The following is a 24,979-nucleotide window of genomic DNA, read 5'->3' on the forward strand; positions in this document are numbered from 1 at the left end:
TGAAGAACCCAACTGGCGCATCAATCACTCAGGGCGATGCTGACATAGGCTGCCGAGGTGCGATATACAGAACTTTTCCCATGTGATCTGAAAATTTTCGCATGGCGTCCACGCCGCAGGGCGATGGCTTAAGGTGGCGGGACGTAACCGAGCCCGCCGTCGCCCCCAACGCCTTTCATGCAGAATCCGAACCGCTTTCCTGCCACACAAGCCTTGCTTGCATGCGGACTGCTCGCGCTCGCGGCGGCAACCGCGCACGCCCAACCCTCGCCGCAGAACAGCCAGAAGCAAGAGAAGGACCCGAAAGCGCTGAGCTTGTTCGACCCTGAAGACGGCATGCTCGACGCAAGCGACCTCCTGCTCAACCACAAGGGCGCGCTGCCGGTGCCGACCCTCATCACCGAGCCGGCCATCGGCTACGGCGCCGGCCTGGGCCTGCTGTTTTTCTCCGAATCGATGAAGGACGCCGCCGAAAAGGCGCAAGCCAGCGGGCAGGGTCCGGCACCGCCCAATATCACCGCGGTGGGCGGTGCCTATACCGGCAACGGCACCTGGGGCGTGGGCGCGGCACACTTCCATACCTGGGATGGCGACCGCTACCGCTACCTCGGCGCGCTGGCCAAGGTCGATGCGCAACTCGATTACTTCGGCTTGCTCAACCAGGCGCGCGCCTACCAGCTGGAGGGGCTGTTCCTGGTGCAGCAATTCATGGCGCGCATCGGTGACTCCCACTGGTACGTGGGGCCGCGCTACGTCCTGTTCGACTCCACCGCCACCTTCAAGGGCCCGGTGGCCACCGAACTGGGGGGCATGGACCGCAACCAGCGCATCGGCAAGGGCGGCCTGGTGGTCGACTACGATTCACGCGACAACATCTTCTATCCCAGCCGCGGCAGCTATGCCGAGCTGGAAGCGCAGTTCGCGCGCGGCGGCTTCGGCAGCACGCAGAACTTCAATATGTACAACGCGCGCGGCTTCACCTGGCAGCCGCTGGCGCGCACATGGATCCTCGGGCTGCGCGCCGACGGGCGCTTCTCCACCGGCGATATTCCCTTCTACGCGCAGCCCTTCGTCGATCTGCGCGGCGTATCCAAGGGCCGCTACCAGGACCGCAACGCCGTCGTCACCGAACTGGAGTTGCGCTGGGAAGCGACGCCGCGCTGGTCGTTGCTGGGCTTTACCGGCGCGGGCAAGGCCTATGGCAGATGGCACAGCTTCTCCAACGCGGCCACCGTGTATAGCATCGGCGGGGGCTTTCGCTACCTGATCGCGCGCAAGCTGGGGGTGTCGATCGGCATCGACGTGGCCCATAGCAGAGACCAGAACGCCTTTTATGTCCAGGTGGGCAGCGCCTGGCATTAAGCCGCCGCTGTGCCATCCCGCCACCTTTCCACAGCACTGGAGCCGTCTTATGCAAAAGCCGATACCAACGCCCACGCAGACATCCGGGCCCGGCCGCCATCTCGCCGCGCCGCTGGGCCTGTTGCTGATCGCCGGATGCCTGGCGCTGGGCTTGCCCCAGGCACAGGCCGCCAACCCGCCGAAGGCCGTGGCGCCGCTGACCTGGCCGCGCGATTTCGATGCCGCTTCCCAGCATATCGAGATCTACCAGCCGCAGGTGGAGCAATGGGATGGCGATCGCCTGTCCGGCCGCGCCGCCGTTGCGGTGGGCGCCAAGGACGGCGCGCCTACCTACGGCGTGGCGCATTTTGCGGCGCGCGCCGATATCGACAAGGCCTCCGGCCTGGTGCAGATGCGCGACATCCAGATTACCAGCGTCGAGGTGCCGACCAATCCCGGTGGCGCCGACCAGGTGCGCGCGGCGCTGGTGGGGCGCCTGCCCAAGGCCGGCATGACGGTGCCGCTCGACGAACTGCAGGCCAGCTACGCCGTCTCGCAACTACAGGCCAAGGCGCCCGGCGTGGCGGTGAGGAACGATGCGCCGCGCATCGTGTTCGCATCGGTCCCGACCTTGCTGGTGCCGGTGGACGGCGAGCCGGCCTGGCGCGAGCTGAGCGGCACGCGCTTCCAGCACGCGCTCAACAGCCGCGCCCTGCTGCTGCGCGATAGCGGCAGCAAGCTCTACCTGCAGGCCGCGGGCTACTGGTACACCGCTGACGGGCTAAGCGGGCCGTGGGCGGTGTTGACCAGCCCGCCGCAAGCCCTGGCGACCGCCGCCGGGCGCGCACAGACCGGCGTCAAGGCCGACCTGATGCTGCCCGCCGACGGCAAGCGCTCCGCCAATCCGCCGGCGGTACTGGTGTCCACCGCACCCACGGAGCTGATCGTCATCGACGGCACGCCAAAGCTGTCGCCGGTGGCCGGCGTTGGCCTGCTGACGGTGACCAATACCGATCGCGCGGTATTCGTCGACCCCGCGTCCAACCGGTATTACGTGCTGCTTTCCGGCCGCTGGTTCCGCGCGCCGGGGTTCGATGGCCCTTGGGAGTTCGTGCCCGGACGCGATCTGCCGGCGGATTTTGCCAAGATCCCGCCGCAGGATCCCAAGGCCAACGTGCTGGTATCGGTGCCGGGCACGCCTCAGGCCCGCGAGGCGCAGATCGCCGCCACCATCCCGCAGACCGCATCGGTGTCGCGCGCCAAGGCCACGCTCGCGGTCGCCTTCGACGGCTCGCCGCGTTTCATGCCCATTACCGGCACCTCGCTGAGCTACGCGGTGAACGCCGCCACGCCGGTACTCCAGGTTGACGGCGAGCACTACTACGCGGTGTCCAACGGCGTGTGGTTCACCGCCGCCGCACCCACCGGCCCCTGGCGCGTCGCCACCGACGTGCCGGGCACGATCTACACCATCCCGGCCAGTTCGCCGCTGCACTACGTTACCTATGTGCGCATCTACTCCGTCAACCCGGACACGGTGGTGGTCGGCTATACGCCCGGCTATATGGGCGTGGTGGTGAACCCGGACGGCACCGTGGTCTACGGCACGGGCTATGTCTACCCGGCCTACGTGGGCTCGGTTTATTACGGCTATCCCCCCACCTATGGCTATGGCGCGGGCTTTGCGCTTGGCACCGCGGAGGGCTTCGCCTTCGGTTTCGCCGTGGGCGCGGTATGGGGCGCAGCCGCGCCCTACTGGGGCCCCTACTGGGGCGGCGGCTACTGGAACTACGTCAACGTCAACACGGCGAATTTCTACGGGCGCTGGGGACAAGGCACGGTGACGCATGCCGCCGGCTACAACGCCTGGACCGGCACGCAATGGCGCGGCGCCGCCGGCGCGGGGTACAACCCGGCAACCGGCGCGCGCTACCAGGGCAGCGCCGGCGCCGCCTTCAACCCCTACAGCGGCAATGCCGCGGCCGGACGGCAAGGCGCCTTCTCCAACCCGTCGACCGGGCGCAGCGGCGCCGGGCGTGGCGGCGTCGCCGGCAACGAGTACACCGGCAACTACGCCGCCGGGCGCCAGGTAGCGGGCTATAACGCGCAGACCGGGCGTGCGGGCGCGGCCGAGTTCGGCGTGGCGGGCAACACGCAGACCGGCCAGCATGAAGCGGCCAGCAAGGGCGTGATGGTCAACCGGGACAAGGGCAATGCGGTGGCCTGGAACAACGGCGATGTGTACGCCGGGCACGACGGCAACGTCTACCAGCACACCCAGGATGGCGGCTGGCAGAAGCACACGTCGGGCGGCTGGCAGCCGGTGCAGCCCAACCCGGATGTCGCCGGCCAACTGGACCAGCAGCGGCAGGCGCGCAATGTGGGACAGCAGCGCTTCGGGCAGACAGCGCACCAATGGGGCGGCGGCGGCCGGCGCATGGGCGGCTTCCACGGCTTTCACCGCTAGCGCGTAAACGCAAGCATCCCGCGGCCATACAGCGCCGCGGGATGCCGCGCGATCTTGCCAGGGTCAGGACTTCGCCGGGCCGGTGACTACGATCGAGACCACCTCGCGATAGACGATCTTGGCGAGCCGGCCCGCCTTGATCTTGCTAAGGTCGATATTCGGGTCCCGTACCTTGACCGTGCGCAGCGTCTCACGCGGGGTGCGGAAGGTCACGGTGCGGTTCTTGGTATCGACCTTGGTAATCTGCGCCGTGACCGTGGTCGTGATCTCACGCGCGAAGCCGGGCTTGGCGCCGTCCCCCGCGCGCGCGGTGCGCTCCACCGATTCCGTGATTGGCGTGTCCTTGGTGTCTACCGGATCCAGCGTGGTGACCACGGCGTCGTCCCGGGTCAGCGTCACCATGTCGCCCTTGTTGATCTGCTTGAAGTTCTTCACTTCATCGCCACCGATCAGTTCGACGACGTTGCCGCGCGGGCCCTGCACCAGCACCGCCTTCGAATCCGGATCGATGGCGACGATGCGGCCGGAAACCACCAGTTCCTCGGCAATGCCGACGACGGGAGTGCCCGCAGCCTGGCTCAGAGGTGTGAAGAGCACGGCCGCGGCAAGGCAGACTGCGTGCAGGGAATGGGAGAGCAAATTACGGTTTGGCATGGAAATCCTGGCAAGTAGTCAGCGAAAGGATGAACAAACACCTGAATCAAGGACAGGCAAAAGCCCTGACTAAGCAGCGTGGCCAAGCGTGCTGCGGTAAGTCTGGCTTGAAGATAGCTTGCCTCGGCCCGGTGCGGAGTGCCGGTTGAAAGATTTCATATCGGACCAGGCGCATTTTCCAATGAAGTGCTGCGCAATGGTGCAGTTCGCCACACTATTCAGATCGCGGCACAAAAACTTTCACTTCAACTGGCCGTGCGCGTCCCATAACGTCGGCACCCCGCTCCCCAAAAATGCGAACCCGTGCCAGCAACATGCCAATGCCGAACCACTGGCTTTTTTTAGCCTCTACCGCTTACGCGTTTCTCCCCTCGGCGCCGACACCTGCACGATACCTTCGACGGCCTGTTCAGTATCACGCCGTGAGTCCGGGCAGCCGTGGCGATCCGGGCTATTCATGTGCCTTAACTCGCTGCGCAAACAGACTGTATTGCCTTTTGCTGCCAGAGTGGACTAAGTTTGCGGCAGGGATACTGGCTGGCGCCCTCTTCCATGGGCGACGAAATGCGCCGTTTTCGGTACATCAAATAGCGCGGCAGAGTCTCCGCCTCCGTGCCGGTTCCCCAAGCCGTTTCCAATGTCCACCAAGGACCCTTGCCATGACACCGCGCCTGCTGCTCCGTACCACGCTACTCAGCGCTGCCCTGCTCGCCCCGGCCGCACCAGCGTTCGCCTACCTCGACACCTTTATCCACGGCACGGTCGTCGGCACCATGAGCCAGAAGGAATCGAACGCGTTCGCCCTGAACGTGCGCGACGTGCTGAACAAAGGCGCCGACGGGACGATGGTCTCCTGGACCGCCCCCCCGGAAGGCAAGCGCAAGCCGATCGAAGGCCAGCTGACGCCGCTGCGCAGCAAGACCGACAAGGGCCAGCCCTGCCGGCAACTGAAGGCACAGCTCAAGCGCGGGGATCAGGAAGACAACTGGACCGGCTGGTTCTGCAAGCAAAGCGACGGCCGCTGGCGCTCGCGCCCGGTCGCGGACGACTGAGTCCGGGCCGGCAGCAGAAAAAGACAAACAACTAATCAAAGGGAGAGTTGCAATGGCCAGATTGCCGGCATTTGCGATCGGGTTCGCGTTGGCCGGCTTCATTGCCGGCGCCGGGCCAGCCGTGGCGCAGTCCGCTGCCACGCAGGACGAAACCCGCGCCATCGCCAGGGATGCCTATATCTATGCATTCCCGATGATCGAAAACTACAACACGATGTATAAGCAGCTCGCCAATCCGGCCAGCCCGGAATACGTTGGCGGCTTCGGCAAGTACCGCCATTACTCCACGCTCTACACGCCCGACAACCACGACGTGGTCACGCCCAATAACGACACGCCGTATTCCTGGGCATGGCTGGACCTGCGCGCCGAACCCTGGGTGATCACCGTGCCCGAGGTGCCGGCCAAGCGCTACTACGTGCAGCAGTGGGTCGATCTTTTCACCTATAACTTCGCCTACGTGGGCACGCGGGCCACGGGCAACGGCGCTGGCAACTACATGATCGCCGGTCCGGAATGGAAGGGCCCGACGCCGCCTGGCATCAAGGAGGTGTTCCGCTCCGAGACCGAGATCGTGATGACCCTGACGCGCAGCGCGCTGGACGGGCCCGACGACCTGCCCAACGTGAAGGCGATCCAGGCGGGCATGCAACTGCGCCCCTTGAGCGCCTTCCTGAACGCCGCGCCGCCCCCTGCCATGCCGGCCGTGGCCTTCCCGCCCTACGACCCGGCAAAGGCGCGCACGCATGACTTCATCGGCTACCTGAACTTCCTGCTGCAGTTCACGCAGCCGCCGGTCTCCAGCGAAGTGGCGCTGATGCAGCGCTTTGGCAAGATCGGCATCGGCCCTGGCCGGCCCTTCGACGCCGGCAAGCTGCCACCCGCCAGGCTGGCGGCGATCGACGCGGGCGTGAAGGATGCCCAGGCCGCGCTGGCCGAGAAGGCCAGGACCACGCTGTCGTCCAACGGACTGTTCGGCACGCGGGAATTCATGAAGAACGACTACCTCACCCGCGCCATCGCGGCGGAAATGGGCCTGTACGGCAACTCGCTAGCGGAGGCCTGGTATGGCGGCTATGTGGGCGACGGCCGCAAGGCGTCGAAGATCCGTTTCGGGCCGGGCCAGTTACCCCCCGCCAGGTTTTTCTGGTCGATCACGCTTTACACGCTGCCGGATCGTTTCCTGTATGCCAATCCCCTCCAGCGCTATTCGATCGGCGACCGCACCAAGGGCCTGAAATACGATGCCGACGGCGGACTCACGCTCTACGTGGGCCATGTCTCCCCGGGCAAGGACAAGGAGTCCAACTGGCTGCCCGCACCCGAAGGCATGTATAGCGCCGTGGGCCGGCTGTACGGGCCGAGCGAGGCGGCGATGAATGGCAGCTGGAAATTGCCGCCATTGACGCCCGCTACCGACTGACAGCGTGCGGCGCCGCACGCCCCGCTGTTTCACTGGTTTGCATCCCCGGTATCCTCAAGAACGACTATGCGGCTCGCGCGGTGGGGGCCTCGGCACTGCTGGAGGGAAAATGGAAGTCGCCAGTCGTTGAGAGGGTGAAGCAAGGAACGGGGAACGAACGGGGAACCCGTTACTTCGATCCCCTCGCATCCACGGCCTGCTCGCCCAGCCGCCGCTCCAGCATGTCCCGCGCACCAGCCAGGATCTCCCGCGCCACATCCTGGCTGGCCACCGTGCGTGCCAGCATCAATGCGCCCACGCACTGCGACATCACGCCCCAGGCCGCCTCGCCGCTTCCGAGCCGCCCGGCGATATCCCGCTGCATGGCAACCAGGCCGTCCTCGCAGGCAGTGCGTGTCTGAGCATCGGCCCGCGCAATCTCCGCCGCAAGGCTCGGCAACGGACATCCTGTCTCCGGATGCCGTACGTGCCCCATGGTGAGATAGCGGTCCAGCATCCCCGCCAGCCACGCGCCATCGCCCCCCTCCCCGTCGAGCAGCAGCAGCTCGCGGCTGCGCTGCAGCTCCCGCGCGATCACCTCGCGCAGCAGCGCCTGTTTGGAATCGAAATGGCTGTAGAAGGCGCCGCCGGTCAGGCCGGCCGCGCCCATCAGCTGGTCAACGCCGGTGGCGGCAAACCCCTCGCGCTTGACCAGCGCGCCGCTGGCCTCCAGGACCCGCTGGCGAGTGGCGGCTTTATGACTTGCGGAATAACGCATTGCTCTTCCAGGGCTCGGGACAGGGATAGAAACAGGAATACGGATAAGGACGGGACTTGACGCGACCCGCATTCATACCATAACGTTCGTTTACTAAACGAACGTTTAGCTTACGCCGGATCCGCGCCCGTTGGAAGCGGGTGGCGTCGGCCAGAGCGCAAACAGCCCGTCCGCGTCCCTGCCCGGGCTGACAATCCAAGACCGGAGACAAACATGTCCGACAAGAAAGCCATCCTCGTGGTGGGTGCTGGCGACGCCACCGGCGGCGCCATTGCGCGCCGGTTTGCGCGCGAAGGCTATATCGCGTGCGTGACGCGCCGCAGCGCCGACAAGCTGGCCCCACTGGTCGAGCAGATCCGCGCCGAGGGTGGCGAGGCTTATGGTTTTGCCTGCGACGCCCGCAAGGAAGACGAGACCGTGGCGCTGATCGAGCGCATCGAGCGCGAGATCGCGCCGCTGGAGGTGGCGATATTCAACATCGGCGCCAATGTGCGGTTCTCCGTGCTGGAAACCACGTCGCGCGTCTACTTCAAGGTCTGGGAGATGGCCTGCTTCGGCGGCTTCCTGATGGGGCGCGAGGCAGCCCGCGTGATGCTGCCGCGCGGGCGCGGTTCGATCTTCTTCACCGGCGCCACCGCCAGCCTGCGCGGGCGCGATGGCATGAGCGCCTTCGCGGGTGCCAAGCACGCGCTGCGCGCGCTGGCCCAGAGCATGGCGCGTGAGCTGGGCCCGAAGAATATCCATGTGGCGCACCTGGTCGTGGATGCCGCCATCGATACCGACTTCATCCGCTCGAACTTCCCCGACCGCTACGCCACCAAGCAGGACGACGGCATTGTCAATCCCGAGCACATTGCGGATACCTACTGGATGCTGCACCAGCAACCGCGCGACGCGTGGACGCATGAACTCGACATCCGGCCGTGGATCGAGCCGTGGTAAGGCGCGGCCAGCGCGGCAGTGAAGCGATCAACGACAAGACACGACAACGAGCGGAGACGACGGCATGAGCAGGCAAGTAGCGTTTTATTTCGACTTCGGCAGCCCCTATTCCTATCTGGCTTACAAGGAACTGCCTCGCGTGGCGCAGCGCACCGGCGCCGAGATCATATGGCGGCCGATCCTGCTGGGCGGCGTCTTCAAGGCCACCGGCAACCATAGCCCCGCGGAGATTCCGGCCAAGGGTCTCTGGTCGAAGACCGACACGCAGCGCTGGTCGCGGCGCTACGGCGCAAACCTCAGGCAAAATCCGCACTTCCCGGTCAACACGCTGGCGCTGATGCGCGCCGCGACAGGCTTCCAGATGCGGGACGAGGCGGCGTTCCACCGCTATGTGGCGGCGATCTTCACCGCCATGTGGGAAGAGCAGCGCAACCTGAACGACCCGGCCGAGATTGGCGCCGTGCTCACGGCGGCCGGGTTCGATGCGCGCGAGGTGCTGGCCATGATCGACGACCCCGTGGTCAAGGATGCCCTGAAACAGGCCACCGAAGCGGCCGTGGCACGCGGGTTGTTCGGCGTGCCCAGTTTCATCGTCGGCGACGAATTGTTCTGGGGCAACGATCGCTTGCTGTTCGTCGAGGAAGCACTGGCCGCGTAGCCGCATCGCCGGCGCGCAGGCTGGCCACTGTTATCAAGGGGCGACCGGCACTTGCGGCGCCGGCTCGCTTGCAGCGATGTCGGCACCCCGTCCCCAGGGCATGGAGTGAAGGTGTTCGGCTATCGATATGCGCCGTTTGCGCATGTGGGAGGCACGGGTAGAATCGCGCATCCCAGGGATGCTGCCGCGATGCCGGCACGCCCGCTTTCCAGCCAGCCATGACACAAACCCCGGCCACGCCCGCCTACGAGATCCTCTTTGCTTTTACCGGCCACGCCGGCACGGTGCTGGAAATCAAGCGCCTCGGCCTGCCCGCCGATGCCCCGCGCTCGCGCAAGTACCAGTGGCTGTGGCTGGACACCGGCAACAACCCGGCGCAAGTGGTGCCGCTGCGGTTTGTCTCGATGAACCAGGGGATGCGCCAGGAACGCGTGTTTGCCGAAGGCACGCTGCGCTTCGACGAACGCGAGGCGGAACTGGCCTGGCATACGGCAGGCACCCTGCACCTGCAAGCGTGCCTGCCGTATGCGGTGCCGGCCGCCGTTGCGAAACTGGTGGCGCGTTTCGTCGCACAGCAGTGAGCATCAGCGGGCCGTCCCCGCAACGGCCTTCACTCGCCCAGGAACTCCGCGAGCACTTCCAGCCCCTCCACATGATCCGCCACAACCTTGGCGATCACGGCGATGGGAATGGCCAACAGCACACCCCAGGTGCCCCATAGCCAGGTGAACAGCAGCAGCACGATGAACACGGCGACGGCATTCATCTTGGCCATGCGCCCGGTCATCCAGGTGGTGACCAGCGCGCCGATCAGGGTGGCGACCAGCAGCGAGCCGCCCGCCGCCATCGCCGCCGTGCCGAAGTCGCCGGACTGCATGAAGGCGGCAAGCCCGATGCACACGGCGATCAGGACCGCGCCGAAATAAGGCACCAGATGCAAGGCGGCGGCGGCCAGCGCCCAGGTGCCGGCGTTGTCCACGTGCAGCCATTTCAGCAGGAACCAGGTCAGCGCGCCAACCATGGCATTGGTCACCACCAGCATCACCATGTAGCGCTGGATCTGCCGGTTGATCTCGTCGAGCATGTGCACGCTGATCTTCTTTTGCGACAGCGTGGTCCCGGCCATCTTGACGAACTTGCGCTTGAACATGTCGCCGGACACCAGCATGAAGAAACTCAGGAACAACACCACCGATGCCTGGCCGACGAGCGCGAAGACGCCAACCGAGCCAGCCAGCAGGATATTGTTGAGCGAGTCCCCGGCGCGTTCCACGATGACCCGCGAGCCACGCACGGGCGGCCCTTGCCCGGTGCCGCCCAGCACCGTGGCCGCCCGCCGGATCTTCTGCAGCATCGAGTCGTCGCCGCTGAGCAAGGCGCCCACCGAGCGGGACAGCTTGGTAGCCACTTCCGGCAAGCGGTCCACCAGCCCCGATACCTGGTCCTGCAGCAAGTAGGCGCAACAGACCACGCCGGCCAGCAGCGCAAGCAGAACTAGCGAGGCACCAAGCACGCGCGGTATGCGGCGGCCGCACAGCACGGTCACCAGCGGATCCAGCATGTAGGCAATGACCACCGCCAGCACCACGGGAATCACAAACTCGCGGGCCAGGTGCAACGTATAGAGCGAGGCCAGCACCGCGAGGACGGTCAGCGCCCGTGCGCTGCGTCCCGCAGGTACAGAGTCGGGAGCGGCCTCCGGCGCCACGCTTGCCAGGGCGGCGGCCGCCGCCTGCCCGGTTGCGGATTCAGGCGCGGGTGCGTGGCTGTCCGCCCCGGCGCCAGGGCCGGCATCCGCGTCAGGAGGAATGGACGATTGGCTCGCCGCAGCGGGCCCGGCGTTCAGATCGGCCATGGGTTACAGATTGCTCGCATGAAAGACAGCATGAAAGGTGGCTTGGGGGCGCCATACCAGCGCGGCTGACGGTGGCGGTGGACTCTTCCCGGACACAAGCCGGGGTATCGGGCCCAGGGCACGGGGGACGAATGCAATGCGCAAGGCACACGCAGGCGCAGGCGCCCGCCTCGCATCAATCAAGCATAGCCTTGCCGGGACGGGATTCTGTCGGCGAAAGCCGCTAGCCGGTGTAGGACAAGCACGCCTTGCCGCGCCGCACGCGATGCGCCACATTGAGAGGAGCGACGCAAGCGGCGCGAAAACGGCCGGGCAACCGCCAGGCTCGGTCGCCGGCGCTTCGTACCGCCGCCCTGCCGATGACGGACCCTATGCCATGCCGATACTCGACGCACGCGCCCGCCTGGTGCTGAAACATCCCGGCCGCTTCGTGCTGCGCACGCTCAGGCATTTCCGCGCCAACCAGGGGCTGTTGCTGGCCGGGGCCGTGGCGTACTACGCGCTGCTGTCGATCGTGCCAATGCTGATCCTGATGGTGATCGCGCTGTCGCATGTGATCGAACCGGAGTCGTTGCTTGCGACATTGTCCCGTTATCTGGAATGGCTGCTGCCAGGACAATCGCGCGCGCTGGTCGGCGAGTTGGGCAATTTCCTGGCGAACCGCGGGGTAATCGGCTGGGTGCTGCTGGTGAGCATGATCTTTTTCAGCTCGCTGGCGTTCACGGTGCTGGAGAACGCCATGTCGGTGATCTTCGTGCACCGGGTGGCGATCCGCCGCCGCCACTTCCTGGTGTCGGCGGTGCTGCCGTATTGCTACATCGTCGTGCTGAGCGCGGGCTTGCTGCTGGTGACCGTGGTGTCGGGCAGCCTGCAGGCCATCGGCGAGCACCATGTGGAATTGCTGGGCCACGACTGGTCGCTGGACCGGCTCTCTCGCGCCCTGCTCTACCTGTTCGGGCTGGCGGGCGAAATCCTGCTGCTGATGTCCATCTACCTGGTGATGCCGGTGGGGCGCCTGTCGCTGCGGCATGCCCTGATCGGTGCGGTCACCGCCGCGCTGCTATGGGAAGTCTCGCGTCGCGTGCTGGTGTGGTACTTCGCCACGCTGTCGCAGGTCAGCGTGGTGTACGGCTCGCTGACCACCGCCATCGTGGTCCTGCTCAGCCTGGAGATTGCCGCCACCCTGCTGCTGCTCGGGGCACAGGTGATCGCGGAGTTCGAGCGCAGCGGCGCGGAGGCGACGCCGCAAGCCGAAGCTGAGCGCTTTCATACCTGAACCCCGGCGCGCCCTGGCGCAAAGCCGCGCCAGGGCATTGAGGGCATTAGTGCAACGGCTGCAGCAACGCCGGCAGCGAAGCGGCCAGCAAGGCCACCCCGGAGGCCGTCAGCAGGCTCAGCACGATCCTGCGGAAAGCGATTTCACTGATACCGATGTACAGGCGCGCGCCCAGGATGCTGGGCACCAGCATGGCCGGCCCCACCACCAGGAACATGGGCAGCATGTCGCGCGTGACGATGCCGGTGCCGACATAGGTGGCCATGGTCACGGCCAGCGTGGCCAGGTTGAAGTTCTGGATGATCGCGCGCTGCTCGTCCTTGGCAAGTCCGCGCAAGGTGCACCACAGGGTCGGGATGACGCCGGTGAATCCGCCGATGCCACCCATGATGCCGCCGGCCGCGCCGATCACGCCGTCGGCCACGCGGCCGCCGAAGCGGATTCTCGGCAGTTGCCCGGACATCAGCATCAGCGGGCACCAGATCGCCAGCAAGCCGCCCAGGCAGGTCTTGAATACCGCCGGATTGAGCGCCGGCAGGATGGCCACGCCGATGGGAATACCCAGGACGCCGCCGGCCACGAAGGGCAGCAGTTGCCGCGGCGAGAAGCTGCGCCGCACGGTCACGGCCGCCACCACCTGCCCGGTCAGGGAGCCGAACACGGCCATGGTCGCCGCCAGGCGCGGCTCCACCGTCCAGACCCAGAAGGACATGGCCACCATGCCGAAGGCAAAGCCGGACAAGCCCTGCACGAAGCCGGCCACAATGGCGCCCAGCGCCAGGATCAGGACAGGAAAATCCATCGGGAACTCGAATGCCCACAAGCCGTGCGAAGGCTGCGGGAAAGCCGGAAACGAAAGCCGCAAACTATGCCGTGGAATGGCTGGTTTGTCATCTCCCGGTGGCTTTCACGCCGCGTGCACGTATATCGAGCACCTTGGCGCGGGCGGCACCGAAACGCGCGCCCTCGGCCGCCAGCCAGTCCTCCACCATGGCGATATGCGGCGTCTGCCCATGCGCCGAAACAAAGAAGTAGGACGCCTGCGAGCGCGCATGGATGCCGAACAGGTCGACCAGGCGGCCAGCCTCGATATCTTCGAGCACCAGCGCCGAACGGCCCATCGCGATGCCCTGGCCGGCCAGCGCCGCGCCCACGGCGAGCTGGGACAGGTTGAAGCGCTGCCCGGCCTCCAGCCCGGCTGCCTCCATCTCCACGCCCGCCACCCGCAGCCAGTGGCGCCATTCCTCGAAGGCTTGCGCGCCGTCCCAGGGGCTCGCATCGTGCAGCAGCCAGGCGCCCTTCAGGTCCTGCGGGCCGCGCAGGTCCGGATGCGCCGCCAGGAAGCCGGGGCTGGCCACCGGCAGCAGCCATTCGTCCAGGAACAGCCGGGCCTTGAGGTCGTCATAGCCGCCCAGGTCGAAGCGCACCGCGGCGTCGATCCCGTCGCGCACCATCCGGGTGCGGTCGAGCGCGTGGAACTCGCCGTAGACACGCAAGCCCACCTCGGGATGATCGCGAAAGAAATCGCCCAGGCGCGGGGTCAGCCAGCGCATGGCGAACGATGGCGCGCAACTCAGCGCGATCGGGCCGGCCTCGCGCGGCTTGCGCAACTGGGTGAGCGTGCCTTCGATGGCCTGGAAGGATTCCCGCAGCACAAAACGCAGCCGCTCGCCCTCCGGTGTCAGCACCAGTGCGCGCGGTGTGCGCAGGAACAGCGGCCGGTCCAGCCATTGCTCAAGCTGCTTGACCTGCTGGCTGACCGCGCCCTGCGTCACGCACAGCTCCGTGGCCGCGTGGGTGAAGTTGCAGTGCCGCGCCGACGCCTCGAAACAGCGCAGCCAGCTCAGCAGCGAAGACGATAGCAAGGTGTTCATAAGTGGCTGCCGCTGCGCATCTCTTTCCGTAAATATCCATTAGTAAAACTAATACTTCGCCAAGTATAAATGGATTGCGGCACAGCCTGACCGGGCCAACAATGAAGTCATCCCGAACGCATGGCAGCCAATCCTTACCGATGAACCAGCCTATCCCCACAAACCCGACGCATGCGCTCCACGCCAGCCTGAGCGCGGGCGAGCCCTTGATGTGGTGCAATCCGGCCCGCCTCGACACGCCGCCCCCGGCCCAGGCCGCTGGCGAGCGGAGCATTAGTCTGGCTGATGTCGAGGCGGCACAAGCGCGCTTTGCGCGCTTCACCCCGCTGCTGCCGGCGCTGTTTCCGGAACTGGTGGAGACGGCAGGCGCCATCGAATCGCCCCTGCTGGCCGTGCCGGCGATGCAGGAAAGCCTGGGGCTGCCGCCGGGCCACGGGCGCCTTTGGGTGAAAGCCGACCACAGCTTGCCGGTGGCTGGCTCCATCAAGGCCCGTGGCGGCATTCACGAAGTCCTGGAGTTTGCCGAAAGCCTGGCCCTGCGGCACGGCCTGATCGGCCCCGGCCGCAGCGCGCCGGAGGATTACCTGGCGCTCGCGGGGCCTGCCGCGCGGGCCTTGTTCGCACGCTACCAGGTGGCGGTCGGCTCCACCGGCAACCTCGGCCTGAGCATTGGCGTGATGGCCTCGGCCCTGGGGTTTCGCGCGGCCGTGCATATGTCGTCGGACGCCAAGGCGTGGAAGAAGGCGCGACTGCGCAACCGAGGCGTGGAAGTGGTGGAGCACGCGGGCGACTATGAGGAAGCCGTCGCCGCCGGGCGCCGCCAGGCGCAGCAGGATCCGTTCACCTACTTTGTGGACGACGAGCGCTCGCTGTCGCTGCTGCTCGGCTATAGCGCGGCGGCGCTGCACCTGCGCGGGCAGTTGCAGGCGCACGAGATCCGCGCCGATGCCGACCATCCGCTGTTCGTCTATCTGCCCTGCGGCGTAGGCGGCGCGCCGGCCGGCATCACCTTCGGCATGCGGCATTGGCTTGGCCCGCATGTGCACTGCTTCTTTGCCGAGCCCACGCAGTCGCCCTGCTTCCTGGTGCAGATGATGGCGGACGGGGGCAATCCATCCGTCTATGACTTCGGCCTGAGCAACCGCACCGAGGCCGATGGCCTGGCCGTGCCGCGCGCCTCCGAACTGGCGGCGGCGGTGATGCGCCCGCTGCTGTCGGGCGTCTTCACCGTGGCGGACGACACCTTGTTCGCGCACCTTGAGCTTGCCTGGCGCACGCAAGGGCTGCGCATCGAACCCTCGGCCGCGGCCGGCTTCAGCGGCCCGCGCATGCTGTGCGAAAGCGCCGCCGGGCGCGCCTATCTGGCCCGGCACCAGCTGGAGACCGCGATGCCGCAAGCCACGCACCTGGTGTGGACCACGGGCGGCCTGTTCGTCCCGCCGGCGGAATACCAGGGGTTCCTGGACAAGGCGGCCGCGCTCGCAGCCTGACCAATGATCGTCGATCAACGATTAACCATTGCACGCCAGCCGGCCCCCTCAGCCGCCGGCCTCTGCCACGCAGGAGAGTCAGCATGAAAACCGTTCAAACCTTCAAGCTTGCGGGCCTGGCCGCCTGTTGCCTGGCGGTGCCTGCCGGCGGCGCGCTGGCCCAGGCCTACCCCACGCACCCGATCCAGATGGTGATCCCCTTCCCGCCCGGCGGCGCCACCGACGTGATCGGCCGCCTGCTGGCCAAGAAGCTCGGCGACCGCCTGGGCCAGACGGTGGTGATCGACAACCGGCCCGGCGCGGGCACCATCGTCGGCGCCGGCCTGGTGGCCAAGGCCGCGCCGGATGGCTACACGCTGCTGGTCAGCTCGGGCACCACCTTCACGGTCAATCCGGCCATCCATCCCAAGCTGCCTTATGATCCGCTCAAAAGCTTCGAACCGATCGGGCTGACCGGGCGCACCGGCCTGATCCTGCTGGCCAACCGCGATGTGCCGGTCAACAACCTCAAGCAGCTCGCGGCAGCGGTCAAGGCCGCGCCCGGCAAATACTCCTACGGCTCCTTCGGCACCGGCACCACCGCGCAGTTCGCCGGCGAAATGCTGCTCAACGATCTCGGCATCAAGATGCTGCATGTGCCATACCGCGGCAGCTCGCCCGCCATGACCGACCTGATCGGCGGCCAGATCCCGTTCTCGGTGGACACGGTCTCGGCCGCCGTGCCCCAGATCCGCGCCGGCAAGGTCAAGGCCATCGCCGTGACCACCGCCAAGCGCTCGTCCTTGCTGCCCGACGTGCCCACGGTGGCGGAAAGCGGCTATCCGGCTACCGATATGGATACCTGGCTGGCCGTGGTAGCGCCGCGCGGCTTGCCGCCCGAGGTCAAGGCCAGACTGGAAAAGGCGCTGGCCGAGACCATGGCCGATCCGGACACGCGCAAGAAGCTGCTCGACAATGGCTTCGAGCCGTCCTACGGCACCGCGGCCGACGTGACCGCGCTGATCACCAGGGAGCTGCCGCGCATGCGCGCCATCGCGCAGCGCGCCAACATTCAGGCTGACTGAACGCAGGCGCCGGGAAGCGGGCTCGGTTTGACAGTGCCCGCCCCTGCCCACATCATCGCAAGCACAGCCGCCCCGGAGGCGGCGTCACGCCATCCAGAACGACCCGAGACAAGCCAGCCAATGACGCTCCCCGATTCCGACGCAACGATCTTGCACCTTGCACCGCCCGCCGCCGGGCAGCCCGCGGCCACCATCGACACGCCCGCCCTGGTGCTTGACCTCGACGCCTTCGAGCGCAACCTGGCGCAAATGCAGCAGGCCGCCGACAAGGCGGGCGTGCAACTGCGCCCGCATGCCAAGGCGCACAAATGCCCCGATATCGCGCTGGCGCAGATCGCGCGCGGCGCGGCCGGCATCTGCTGCCAGAAGGTCAGCGAGGCGCTGCCGTTCGTGCAGGCCGGCGTCAGCGACATCCACATCAGCAATGAGATCGCGGGGCAGGCCAAGGCCGCGCTGCTGGCGCGCATGGCGCTGGACGCCCGCGTCAGCGTTTGTGTCGACGATGCACGGCAGGTCACGACGCTGGCTACCGCCGCCGCGCAAGCCGGCAGCCACATCGGCGTGTTCGTGGAGATCGACGTGGGCCAGGGCCGCTGCGGCGTGGCCGACGCGCCAGCCGCGCTGCGCCTGGTCGAAGCGATCCGTGCGCACACGCAGCTCGAATTCCGCGGCTTGCAGGCGTATCACGGCGGCATCCAGCATGTGCGCGACTACGCGGCGCGCCGGCAGGCGGCGGCGGATGCAGCGGCGCGTACCGCCGCCATCGTTGCCGGGCTGGCCGAGGCCGGCGTGGCTTGCGCGACCGTGACCGGCGGCGGCAGCGGAAGCGTGGAGTTCGACCTGGCCAGTGGCGTCTATACGGAGATCCAGCCCGGCTCTTATATCTTCATGGACGCCGATTATGGCCGCAACGATTACAGCGGCACGCTGCGCTTCGAGCACAGCCTGTTTATTGCCACCGCGGTGATGAGCGTGGCGGCGGCAATGCGCCCCGCGCCCCGTGTGGTGCTCGACGCCGGCCTTAAGTCGATGGCGGTGGACTCCGGCTTGCCTCTGGTGTGGGATGGCCATGGCCCCAGCCGGACCGTGGCTTATGTGGCGGCCAACGACGAGCATGGCATCCTCGAACCGCTTCCCGGCGGCAACGGCGCCGATCTGCCCGGCCTCGGCACCCAGGTACTGCTGGTACCCGGGCACTGCGACCCCACCCTCAACCTGTACGACGAAATCGTCGGCGTGCGCAAAGGCCTCGTGTCACTTGTCTGGCCGGTGGCGGCGCGCGGCCTGAGCCGGTAGCGTGGCCAACGCATCGGAACGCCCTGCCTGCAACAACCCACGCAAGAGAATGCCATCATGATCCAGAACGACAACCTGCTCGCCCAATCCGCCGTGGCGCTGCGCCGCATGATCGGCAGCAAGGAGATCTCACCGGTTGAGCTGCTGGAGGCGTGCATCGCCCGCATCGAGGCGGTCAATCCCTTCGTCAACGCCATCACCGCAACCTGCTATGAGCGCGCGCGCGCGGAAGCCCTGGCTGCCGAGCGCGCGGTGCTCGACGGCGCCCCGCTGGGCCTGCTGCACGGCCTGCCGCTGGGCGTGAAGGACCTGGAGGCCACCGCCGGCCTGCTCACCACCTATGGCTCGCCGCTGTACCGCGACAACGTGCCCGGCGCCGACAACGTGCTGGTGGCACGCCTGCGCGCGGCCGGCGCCATCGTCACCGGCAAGACCAATATTCCGGAGATGGGCGCGGGCGCCAACTCGCGCAACGCCGTTTGGGGCGCCACCGGCAATCCGTTCAACCCAAACCTCAACGCGGGCGGCTCCTCGGGCGGCTCGGCCGCGGCGCTGGCATGCGACATGCTGCCGGTCTGCACGGGCTCGGATACCGGCGGGTCGCTGCGCATTCCCGCCGCCAAATGCGGCGTGGTGGGCTTCCGCCCGTCGCCGGGCGTGGTGCCCAGCTCGCGCAAGCTGCTGGGCTGGACGCCGATCTCCGTGGTGGGCCCGATGGGCCGCACCGTGGCCGATGCCTGCCTGCAACTGGCGGCCTCCGCCGGCGTCTCGGCCAGCGACCCGCTCACCTACGCGCTCGACCCGATGTCCTTCCTGGCGCCGGCCAATATCGACCTGGGCTCGTTGCGGGTGGGCTGGACCGAGGACTTCGGCGTCTGTGCGGTGGACAACCAGATCCGCCAGGTGTTCCGCGACAAGATCGCAGCGATGCGGCACCTGTTCCGCAGTTGCGACGAAGTCCGTTTTGACCTGGGCGAGGCACACCGCTGCTTCGACGTGCTGCGCGCCGAAAGCTTCGTGGCCGGCATGCACGAGGCCTACCAGCGCGACCCGCAAAGCCTGGGCCCGAACACGCGCGCCAACTATGAAATGGGCGCAGCCATGTCGCTGGGCGACAGCGCCTGGGCGCAGGCGGAACAGACCCGCATCCTGGGCCGCTTCCAGGCCGCGTTTGAAGACTACGACGTGATCCTGTCGCCGACCACGCCGGTCTCGCCGTTCCCGTGGACCAGCCTCTATGCCGAGACCATCAACGGTGAGAAGCAGGAGAACTATTACCGCTGGCTGGCGCCGACCTATGTGGTCACGCTGACCACCCACCCCGCCATCAGCCTGCCGTGCGGCGTCGACCATGCCGGCATGCCTTTCGGCCTGCAGGTGGTGGGACGCTTCCGTGCCGATCACCACACGCTGGGCGTGGCGCATGCGATGGAGCAGGCCTTTGCCGGCTCGGAAGCGCTGCGCCGCCCACTGCCGCGGCTGGACCAGTTGCGCGAAGCGGTGCCCGGCCTGAAATCCATCGTGACCGCGCCACCGGTGCTGGACGGCCCGGCCGGGCAGGCGTCTTCGGTGTCGGCCGTGTAGCACCCGGCGGCCGGTAGCTGTCGGACTTGGCCGTCGGGATTAATTGTCGTGCAGCAGGCCAAGGAGTTGGGCCCTGCGCACGATCTGCTTGCGCGTGCCCGCATCCAGCTTGGCGGAGAGGTTCTTCAAGTGCCATTTGACGGTCTCCTGGCCGATACCCATGGCAAGCGCGATTTCCTTGTTGGCGAGATGCCGGGCCAGCAACTCCAGCACCCTGCGCTCCTTCGGCGTCAGTACCATGCTGGGGGCCGCGCGTGGCCCGCCACCACCTGTCCCGGCTGGCGGGCGCGCCGTTGGCGCGGGTTCCAGGCGCCGCATGGCTGCGCTTTCGGAGCCCGCATCGCGCGCCCAGTCCGCCAGCGCGGGGTGGACGTCGCGCAGGCCGCGCTTGATCCCGTACGCCTGCAACAGGTTCATGGCTTCGCGTAACAACGCAAGTCCCTTCTCGCCGCAGCGGTCCAGTGCCAGGGCACGCAGCGCCATCATTTCGATGCGCACGCCCCCTTGCTTCATCGCATCCGCTCCCGCCTCGGCCCGCGCCAGCCACTGTTGCGCCGCGCGCCAGTCCTGCTCCGCAAAGCTGGCGTAGGCATGCGCCATGTCCTGGAGCAACACCAGCCTGTGCTGCCTGAGCGGAAACTCAGGGGCGGCGCTCTGCGCGGCGATCTCGTCGATACGGCGCAACAGGGCCTGGCATGTCTCGGAGCGGAAACGCCCGCAATGCAGCCGCAACTGCTCGGTCAGGCTCGCCACGCACAGCCGCGGCAGATTGCGGGCAGTACCGACGGCGTCCATGGTCTCCAGCAGGTCGAGGGCGCGGTGCTCCAGGCCCGTGGCGGCCGCGATGCGGGCCGCCGTACGGTAGGCAAGCAGCACGGTGTCGGGCGTGCCACCGCGCTCCAGGATGTCGAGCCGGTTGGCCAGCAGCGCCGCCGCTTCGTCCAGCTCGTCCTGCTCATAGGCGGCAGTGGCCAGCAGCGCGGCGATCATGCAGGAGAACGGGTGGCGCCGGCCCAGTTCTTCGTCGGCGCGGGCCAGCGCCGGCCGCAGCGTGCGATCCGCCAGCATCACCTGCCCCTCGGACAAATACCCTAGCCCGACGATGTAGTCGCGCCACCGGATCACATAGCGATATGCCAGGCTGTCATCGCCACGCGGCGCCTGCTGCTGGTAGCGGCGCGCCTTGGCATATTCCCCCGCCATCAACGCGCGGGCAGCCAGGCGATTGGCATGCGCCTGCACCAGCCACGCATCGCTCACGGGCGGTACCTCCCCCCAGCGATCGAACAGGGCGGCCATGCAATCCGGCTCGTCCGCGTAATAGGCGGCGGCGCTCAGGATCAGATCGATCTCGTAGCGCATGGCGTCGTCCGGTGTCGCGTGGTGGAGGATTTTGCGCACTTGCGCCTCGGCCTGCTGATGACGCTCGCTCAGCGCCAGCGCCCATGCCGCGGCAAGACGCAGGCGTGGATGCTTGTCCAGCTCGGACTCGGGCAGCCACTCGAGCCATTCGAGCACGGCTGACAAGTGGCCGCGGGTCGCCGCCTCGTGCAGGCAGCGTTGCGCCAGGCCATAGGCAGTCTCGCGCTGGCCGCTGGCAAAGGCGTGGCGCGCGGCAGCTTCGGTCATGCCATGATCGGCAAGCCAGTGCATGGCTCGATCGTGCAATCCGGCGAGCTCCTGCGCAGGCAGTTCCGTCAGCCGCGCGCGCAGCGCATCGCGTGCCATGGCGTGCATGCGGAACCACTCGCCCTTCTGGTCGGCGACGACGAACAGGGGCGTTTCCCGCATGAGGCGCTCCAGGCGATCCGGTGCATCCTCCATCGCCGTCACCGCGCGGCAAAGGTCGGCATGCAGCAGATCCGCGATCGAGATGCGCATGAGAAAGCCGGTATCCGCGTCGGTAAGCCGGGCGAGCAACTCGGTCACGAAGTGCTCGCGCATGCCGCCGGTGCTGTTTGCCAGGGCATCGATGGCGGCAACGGGATCGGGGGCGAGGGACATTGCCGAAAGCGCGAGCTGCAAGCCGAGCGGCCAGCCCTCGGTCACGTCATGCAGCCTCGCGCACGCGTCGGCTTCGACACTGGCGTCGAAGTGGCTGCCGATCAGTGCGATCGTCTCTTCCAGGCGGAAACGCAGCATCCCGGCATCGACCTTCACGCACTGGCCATAAGGGCCAAGGCGGTCGACGACCGTGTCGAACCCGCTGCGCGCCGCCACCACGATGCGCAGGTTGGGCGGCAGGTTGTTGAGCACATAGATCAACGCATCGCGGCTGGAATCCGGCAATCGCTCGGCTTCATCGAGTATCAGAACGATATCGAGCGCAACGTGCGCAATCTCCGCCAGCCACGCGGTGAAGCCTTCCAGCGACCCGCGGGACGATCCTTCCCCTTCCGGCAGGCTCTTGCCGAACGCCGGCCGCCCGCAGCCTGAGCGAATCGCGCTCGTCAGCCCCAGCAACAGGCGCCCGGGATCGTCGTGCTCATCCAGCGACACCCAGGCAACCGCGCTGCCGCGCATGATGTACTCGCGGTGCCACTGGATCAGCAGGGACGTCTTGCCGAAGCCGGCAGGCGCTTGCACGATGGTCACAGGCCGGTCGCGAAAGCGCTCGCCGTCCGAGCCCAGCCGGGAGCGCGCAAGAAGATGGCGCGGTGCGCGCGGTGGACTCGTCTTGAGCAGCAATTCCGATGCGGTCGCGCCAGCGCCGCTGGTTGGATTTGTCATCGAATGAAAGTAGACGCGGCAGTCTTCCCATGTTTGCATGCTGCGCGGCCGCGCGTGCCGTTGCATGTACATCCCGACGCACTGCGTGCCTGCGGCAGAACCGCATGTTTCCAGGCTGGCCGGATGGATTGAGGGGATCGGCAACCTAATGTCGCCGATTATAGACATGCCCGGCGCATTGCCAGCCCGCATCAGGGATTTCCCTGTATCCCACCCCCCCGCCACTGGGGGGAGCACCCCCAGGCCGCGCGCCTACTATTCCATCAACACAAGGACGCGCAAGCGGGGAATGCAATGCCGGCAATCAAGCGTGAAGCCGCGATGGCGCGGACGCGCCCGGACGCAAGTCTCGCACGGCTCCCGGCCGGGCTGGCATGGACCAGCGAAGCGAAGTAAACCGAATCAACGCCAAAACGATCAGAGACAGGAATCAACATGCCACATGCCATTCGAATCCATGAAACCGGCGGCCCCGAAGTGCTGCGCTGGGAAGAGGTCGCCGTGGGCGAACCCGGTCCCGGGCAGGTCCGCTTGCGCCATGAAGCGGTGGGCCTGAATTTCGCCGACACGTACTTTCGCTCGGGCCTGTACCCGATGCCCCTGCCGGCCGGCATGGGCGTCGAGGCCGCCGGCGTGGTCGAGGCCGTCGGCGCCGGCGTGACCCAGGTCGCGGTCGGCGATCGCGTCACCTATACCGGCTTTCTCAATACGCTGGGCGCGTACAGCACCGAGCGCCTGATCGCGGCCGCAGCACTGATCAAGCTGCCCGCCGGCATCGATTGCGCGACCGCCGCCGCCATGACCATGCGCGGCCTGACCTCCGCGTACCTGATGCGCCGCATCTACGCCTTCAAGCCCACCGACACCATCCTGCTGCACGCTGCCGCCGGTGGGGTCGGACTGATCGTCTCCCAGTGGGCAAAGCTGCTCGGTCTCACCGTGATCGGCACCGTGTCGAACGAGGCCAAGGCGGCCGTTGCCCGCGCCCACGGCTGTGACCACATCATTGACTACAGCCGCGAGGACGTGGCCGGGCGCGTGCGTGAACTGACCGACGGCGTCGGCGTGAATGTGGTGTTCGACAGCGTCGGCAAGGACACCTTCGACGCTTCGCTGGATTCGCTCAAGCGCCGCGGCCTGATGGTCTGCGTGGGCACGGCTTCCGGCCCGATCCCGCCCTTCAACCCGCAACTGCTGGCGATGAAGGGCTCGCTTTACCTGACCCGCCCCGCCCTGGCCGACTACATCGCCGACCCCGCCGAAAAGAACGAACTGGCCGGCGAACTGTTCGGCCATGTCGCGGCCGGGCGCATCCGGATCGAAATCAACCAGCGCTACGCCCTGCAGGACGCGGCGCAAGCCCACCGGGACCTGGAATCGCGCAAGACCACCGGCTCCTCGGTTTTCACGATCTAAGAGATCACCATGCGTATCGAACCACTCACCTGTGCCATCGGCGCCGAACTGGTTGGCATCAAGCTGGCCGACGCCATTCACGATGCCGGCCTGTTTGCGGAAATCCGTGCCGCGCTGCTCCGGCATCGCGTGCTGTTCCTGCGCGGCCAGGACATGACGCGCGCCGAACACGTTACCTTTGCCCGCCTTTTCGGCGAGCTGGAAGACCACCCGGTAGCCGGCAGCGACCCCGAACATCCGGGCCTGGTGCGGATCTACAAAAACCCGGACCAGCCGAACGACCGCTACGAAAACGCCTGGCACACCGACGCCACCTGGCGCGTGGCGCCGCCCTTCGGCTGCGTGCTGCGCTGCGTGGAGGGCCCGCCGGTAGGCGGCGATACCATGTGGGCAAACATGGTCCTGGCCTATGAGAACCTCCCCGAACACATCAAGAGCCAGATCGCGGACCTGCGTGCCCGCCACAGCATCGAGGCCAGCTTCGGCGCTGCCATGCCCCTCGAGAAACGCCTGGCATTGAAGGCACAGTATCCCGATGCCGAGCATCCGGTGGTGCGCACGCATCCCGAGACCGGCGAGAAGGTGCTGTTTGTCAACGCCTTCACGACGCACTTCACCAACTACCACACGCCGCAGCGCGTGCGCTTCGGCCAGGACGCCAATCCGGGCGCCGGCCTGCTGCTCAACTACCTGGTCAGCCAGGCCAATATCCCCGAGTACCAGGTGCGCTGGCGCTGGCAGCCAAACAGCGTGGCGATCTGGGACAACCGCTCGACCCAGCACTACGCCGTCATGGACTACCCCCCCTGCTATCGCAAGATGGAGCGCGCCGGGATCATTGGCGACATACCGTTTTAAGCGGCTAGAACAGACAGACCTGGCGCAATTGACTCTGCCCCAACCCGACAAGGACTAAACATGCAATTCCTCGACGATTCCCTGCACCCCGAAAACCAGGACAAAGTGGTCATCACCGTGGCGCCTTACGGCCCCGAGTGGATGCCGGCGGATTTCCCCGAAGACATTCCGGTGACGATGGAGGAACAGGTGCAAAAGGCCGTTGACTGCTACAACGCCGGTGCCACGGTGCTGCACCTCCA

21 protein-coding genes are annotated in these 24,979 nt (G+C 67.0%); 15 read left to right on the forward strand and 6 right to left on the reverse strand.

Annotated elements, in window-relative coordinates:
• Positions 1-177: 177 nt before the first annotated feature.
• A complete protein-coding gene (locus tag AC1DS6_RS04210; protein ID WP_477102134.1) occupies positions 178-1,362 on the forward strand; it encodes a BamA/TamA family outer membrane protein in 1,185 nt (394 codons plus the stop codon).
• A 49-nt stretch (positions 1,363-1,411) separates the two neighbouring features.
• Positions 1,412-3,808 carry a carbohydrate-binding family V/XII gene (locus AC1DS6_RS04215; protein WP_477102135.1) on the forward strand — a complete coding sequence of 799 codons (2,397 nt, stop codon included), beginning with the start codon at positions 1,412-1,414 and terminating at the stop codon, positions 3,806-3,808.
• A 63-nt stretch (positions 3,809-3,871) separates the two neighbouring features.
• Here AC1DS6_RS04215 and AC1DS6_RS04220 read toward each other — a convergent pair whose 3' ends face one another.
• Positions 3,872-4,462 (reverse strand): hypothetical protein, encoded by a 591-nt coding sequence (locus AC1DS6_RS04220; RefSeq protein WP_477102136.1) that lies wholly within the window; start codon positions 4,460-4,462, stop codon positions 3,872-3,874.
• A 659-nt stretch (positions 4,463-5,121) separates the two neighbouring features.
• On the opposite strand from AC1DS6_RS04220, the gene AC1DS6_RS04225 reads away from it, so the two are divergent.
• Together AC1DS6_RS04225 and AC1DS6_RS04230 are read left to right on the forward strand one after the other, a co-directional pair.
• Positions 5,122-5,514, forward strand: a complete 393-nt coding sequence (locus tag AC1DS6_RS04225) for an RT0821/Lpp0805 family surface protein (RefSeq protein WP_441635454.1) — start codon at positions 5,122-5,124, stop codon at positions 5,512-5,514.
• Positions 5,515-5,566: 52 nt separating this feature from the next.
• Positions 5,567-6,937, forward strand: a complete 1,371-nt coding sequence (locus AC1DS6_RS04230) for a DUF1254 domain-containing protein (RefSeq protein ID WP_477102137.1) — start codon at positions 5,567-5,569, stop codon at positions 6,935-6,937.
• A 169-nt stretch (positions 6,938-7,106) separates the two neighbouring features.
• Here the strand turns inward: AC1DS6_RS04230 and AC1DS6_RS04235 are convergent, their stop codons facing one another.
• Complete coding sequence (locus AC1DS6_RS04235; protein WP_441635458.1) at positions 7,107-7,694, reverse strand: TetR/AcrR family transcriptional regulator; 588 nt, start codon at positions 7,692-7,694, stop codon at positions 7,107-7,109.
• 213 nt (positions 7,695-7,907) lie between these two features.
• Here AC1DS6_RS04235 and AC1DS6_RS04240 point away from each other — a divergent pair, with 213 nt between their 5' ends.
• The 3 genes from AC1DS6_RS04240 (at position 7,908) to AC1DS6_RS04250 (ending at position 9,875) form a co-directional block, all read left to right on the forward strand.
• On the forward strand, positions 7,908-8,636 hold the full coding sequence (locus AC1DS6_RS04240; protein WP_045237400.1) for an SDR family oxidoreductase: 729 nt from the start codon (positions 7,908-7,910) through the stop codon (positions 8,634-8,636).
• A gap of 64 nt (positions 8,637-8,700) precedes the next feature.
• On the forward strand, positions 8,701-9,294 hold the full coding sequence (locus AC1DS6_RS04245) for a 2-hydroxychromene-2-carboxylate isomerase (RefSeq protein WP_477102138.1): 594 nt from the start codon (positions 8,701-8,703) through the stop codon (positions 9,292-9,294).
• 218 nt (positions 9,295-9,512) lie between these two features.
• Complete coding sequence (locus AC1DS6_RS04250; protein ID WP_441635462.1) at positions 9,513-9,875, forward strand: hypothetical protein; 363 nt, start codon at positions 9,513-9,515, stop codon at positions 9,873-9,875.
• Between the two features lie 29 nt (positions 9,876-9,904).
• Here AC1DS6_RS04250 and AC1DS6_RS04255 read toward each other — a convergent pair whose 3' ends face one another.
• Positions 9,905-11,149 carry an AI-2E family transporter gene (locus tag AC1DS6_RS04255; RefSeq protein WP_441635464.1) on the reverse strand — a complete coding sequence of 415 codons (1,245 nt, stop codon included), beginning with the start codon at positions 11,147-11,149 and terminating at the stop codon, positions 9,905-9,907.
• A 376-nt stretch (positions 11,150-11,525) separates the two neighbouring features.
• On the opposite strand from AC1DS6_RS04255, the gene AC1DS6_RS04260 reads away from it, so the two are divergent.
• Positions 11,526-12,425, forward strand: coding sequence for a YihY/virulence factor BrkB family protein (locus AC1DS6_RS04260; RefSeq protein ID WP_477102139.1), 900 nt, complete (start codon positions 11,526-11,528; stop codon positions 12,423-12,425).
• A 46-nt stretch (positions 12,426-12,471) separates the two neighbouring features.
• Here AC1DS6_RS04260 and AC1DS6_RS04265 read toward each other — a convergent pair whose 3' ends face one another.
• Together AC1DS6_RS04265 and AC1DS6_RS04270 are read right to left on the reverse strand one after the other, a co-directional pair.
• The gene (locus AC1DS6_RS04265) at positions 12,472-13,227 is read right to left on the reverse strand and encodes a sulfite exporter TauE/SafE family protein (RefSeq protein ID WP_441635468.1); all 756 of its coding nucleotides are present in this window, start codon (positions 13,225-13,227) and stop codon (positions 12,472-12,474) included.
• Between the two features lie 88 nt (positions 13,228-13,315).
• The gene (locus tag AC1DS6_RS04270; protein WP_441635470.1) at positions 13,316-14,299 is read right to left on the reverse strand and encodes a LysR family transcriptional regulator; all 984 of its coding nucleotides are present in this window, start codon (positions 14,297-14,299) and stop codon (positions 13,316-13,318) included.
• A 140-nt stretch (positions 14,300-14,439) separates the two neighbouring features.
• On the opposite strand from AC1DS6_RS04270, the gene AC1DS6_RS04275 reads away from it, so the two are divergent.
• The 4 genes from AC1DS6_RS04275 (at position 14,440) to AC1DS6_RS04290 (ending at position 19,733) form a co-directional block, all read left to right on the forward strand.
• The gene (locus tag AC1DS6_RS04275; RefSeq protein ID WP_477102140.1) at positions 14,440-15,789 is read left to right on the forward strand and encodes a D-serine ammonia-lyase; all 1,350 of its coding nucleotides are present in this window, start codon (positions 14,440-14,442) and stop codon (positions 15,787-15,789) included.
• Between the two features lie 83 nt (positions 15,790-15,872).
• On the forward strand, positions 15,873-16,853 hold the full coding sequence (locus AC1DS6_RS04280; RefSeq protein ID WP_441635474.1) for a Bug family tripartite tricarboxylate transporter substrate binding protein: 981 nt from the start codon (positions 15,873-15,875) through the stop codon (positions 16,851-16,853).
• A gap of 120 nt (positions 16,854-16,973) precedes the next feature.
• A complete protein-coding gene (locus tag AC1DS6_RS04285) occupies positions 16,974-18,149 on the forward strand; it encodes a DSD1 family PLP-dependent enzyme (RefSeq protein WP_477102141.1) in 1,176 nt (391 codons plus the stop codon).
• A gap of 57 nt (positions 18,150-18,206) precedes the next feature.
• The gene (locus AC1DS6_RS04290; RefSeq protein ID WP_477102142.1) at positions 18,207-19,733 is read left to right on the forward strand and encodes an amidase; all 1,527 of its coding nucleotides are present in this window, start codon (positions 18,207-18,209) and stop codon (positions 19,731-19,733) included.
• Positions 19,734-19,772: 39 nt separating this feature from the next.
• On the opposite strand, the gene AC1DS6_RS04295 is transcribed toward AC1DS6_RS04290, so the two are convergent.
• Complete coding sequence (locus tag AC1DS6_RS04295; protein ID WP_477102148.1) at positions 19,773-22,463, reverse strand: winged helix-turn-helix domain-containing protein; 2,691 nt, start codon at positions 22,461-22,463, stop codon at positions 19,773-19,775.
• 435 nt (positions 22,464-22,898) lie between these two features.
• Here AC1DS6_RS04295 and AC1DS6_RS04300 point away from each other — a divergent pair, with 435 nt between their 5' ends.
• The 3 genes from AC1DS6_RS04300 to AC1DS6_RS04310 form a co-directional block, all read left to right on the forward strand.
• Positions 22,899-23,879, forward strand: coding sequence for a quinone oxidoreductase family protein (locus AC1DS6_RS04300; RefSeq protein ID WP_441637598.1), 981 nt, complete (start codon positions 22,899-22,901; stop codon positions 23,877-23,879).
• A gap of 9 nt (positions 23,880-23,888) precedes the next feature.
• Entirely contained in the window at positions 23,889-24,737 is an 849-nt protein-coding gene (locus AC1DS6_RS04305) for a TauD/TfdA dioxygenase family protein (RefSeq protein WP_441637600.1), read from the forward strand.
• Positions 24,738-24,797: 60 nt separating this feature from the next.
• Positions 24,798-24,979: 3-keto-5-aminohexanoate cleavage protein (locus AC1DS6_RS04310; protein WP_477102143.1), on the forward strand; the 182-nt coding region annotated here is incomplete at its 3' end.

Source organism: Cupriavidus sp. 05L310 (assembly GCF_056398185.1).

What these genes read in the sequence shown, in the direction of transcription:
- AC1DS6_RS04270 (WP_441635470.1), bottom strand. Translation starts at nt 14,299, where the DNA reads ATGAACACCTTGCTATCGTCTTCGCTGCTGAGCTGGCTGCGCTGTTTC.
- AC1DS6_RS04240 (WP_045237400.1), top strand. Translation starts at nt 7,908, where the DNA reads ATGTCCGACAAGAAAGCCATCCTCGTGGTGGGTGCTGGCGACGCCACC.
- AC1DS6_RS04305 (WP_441637600.1), top strand. Translation starts at nt 23,889, where the DNA reads ATGCGTATCGAACCACTCACCTGTGCCATCGGCGCCGAACTGGTTGGC.
- AC1DS6_RS04215 (WP_477102135.1), top strand. Translation starts at nt 1,412, where the DNA reads ATGCAAAAGCCGATACCAACGCCCACGCAGACATCCGGGCCCGGCCGC.
- AC1DS6_RS04225 (WP_441635454.1), top strand. Translation starts at nt 5,122, where the DNA reads ATGACACCGCGCCTGCTGCTCCGTACCACGCTACTCAGCGCTGCCCTG.
- AC1DS6_RS04290 (WP_477102142.1), top strand. Translation starts at nt 18,207, where the DNA reads ATGATCCAGAACGACAACCTGCTCGCCCAATCCGCCGTGGCGCTGCGC.
- AC1DS6_RS04255 (WP_441635464.1), bottom strand. Translation starts at nt 11,149, where the DNA reads ATGGCCGATCTGAACGCCGGGCCCGCTGCGGCGAGCCAATCGTCCATT.
- AC1DS6_RS04260 (WP_477102139.1), top strand. Translation starts at nt 11,526, where the DNA reads ATGCCGATACTCGACGCACGCGCCCGCCTGGTGCTGAAACATCCCGGC.
- AC1DS6_RS04220 (WP_477102136.1), bottom strand. Translation starts at nt 4,462, where the DNA reads ATGCCAAACCGTAATTTGCTCTCCCATTCCCTGCACGCAGTCTGCCTT.
- AC1DS6_RS04250 (WP_441635462.1), top strand. Translation starts at nt 9,513, where the DNA reads ATGACACAAACCCCGGCCACGCCCGCCTACGAGATCCTCTTTGCTTTT.
- AC1DS6_RS04265 (WP_441635468.1), bottom strand. Translation starts at nt 13,227, where the DNA reads ATGGATTTTCCTGTCCTGATCCTGGCGCTGGGCGCCATTGTGGCCGGC.
- AC1DS6_RS04230 (WP_477102137.1), top strand. Translation starts at nt 5,567, where the DNA reads ATGGCCAGATTGCCGGCATTTGCGATCGGGTTCGCGTTGGCCGGCTTC.
- AC1DS6_RS04300 (WP_441637598.1), top strand. Translation starts at nt 22,899, where the DNA reads ATGCCACATGCCATTCGAATCCATGAAACCGGCGGCCCCGAAGTGCTG.
- AC1DS6_RS04285 (WP_477102141.1), top strand. Translation starts at nt 16,974, where the DNA reads ATGACGCTCCCCGATTCCGACGCAACGATCTTGCACCTTGCACCGCCC.
- AC1DS6_RS04235 (WP_441635458.1), bottom strand. Translation starts at nt 7,694, where the DNA reads ATGCGTTATTCCGCAAGTCATAAAGCCGCCACTCGCCAGCGGGTCCTG.
- AC1DS6_RS04280 (WP_441635474.1), top strand. Translation starts at nt 15,873, where the DNA reads ATGAAAACCGTTCAAACCTTCAAGCTTGCGGGCCTGGCCGCCTGTTGC.
- AC1DS6_RS04295 (WP_477102148.1), bottom strand. Translation starts at nt 22,463, where the DNA reads ATGACAAATCCAACCAGCGGCGCTGGCGCGACCGCATCGGAATTGCTG.
- AC1DS6_RS04210 (WP_477102134.1), top strand. Translation starts at nt 178, where the DNA reads ATGCAGAATCCGAACCGCTTTCCTGCCACACAAGCCTTGCTTGCATGC.
- AC1DS6_RS04245 (WP_477102138.1), top strand. Translation starts at nt 8,701, where the DNA reads ATGAGCAGGCAAGTAGCGTTTTATTTCGACTTCGGCAGCCCCTATTCC.
- AC1DS6_RS04275 (WP_477102140.1), top strand. Translation starts at nt 14,440, where the DNA reads ATGAACCAGCCTATCCCCACAAACCCGACGCATGCGCTCCACGCCAGC.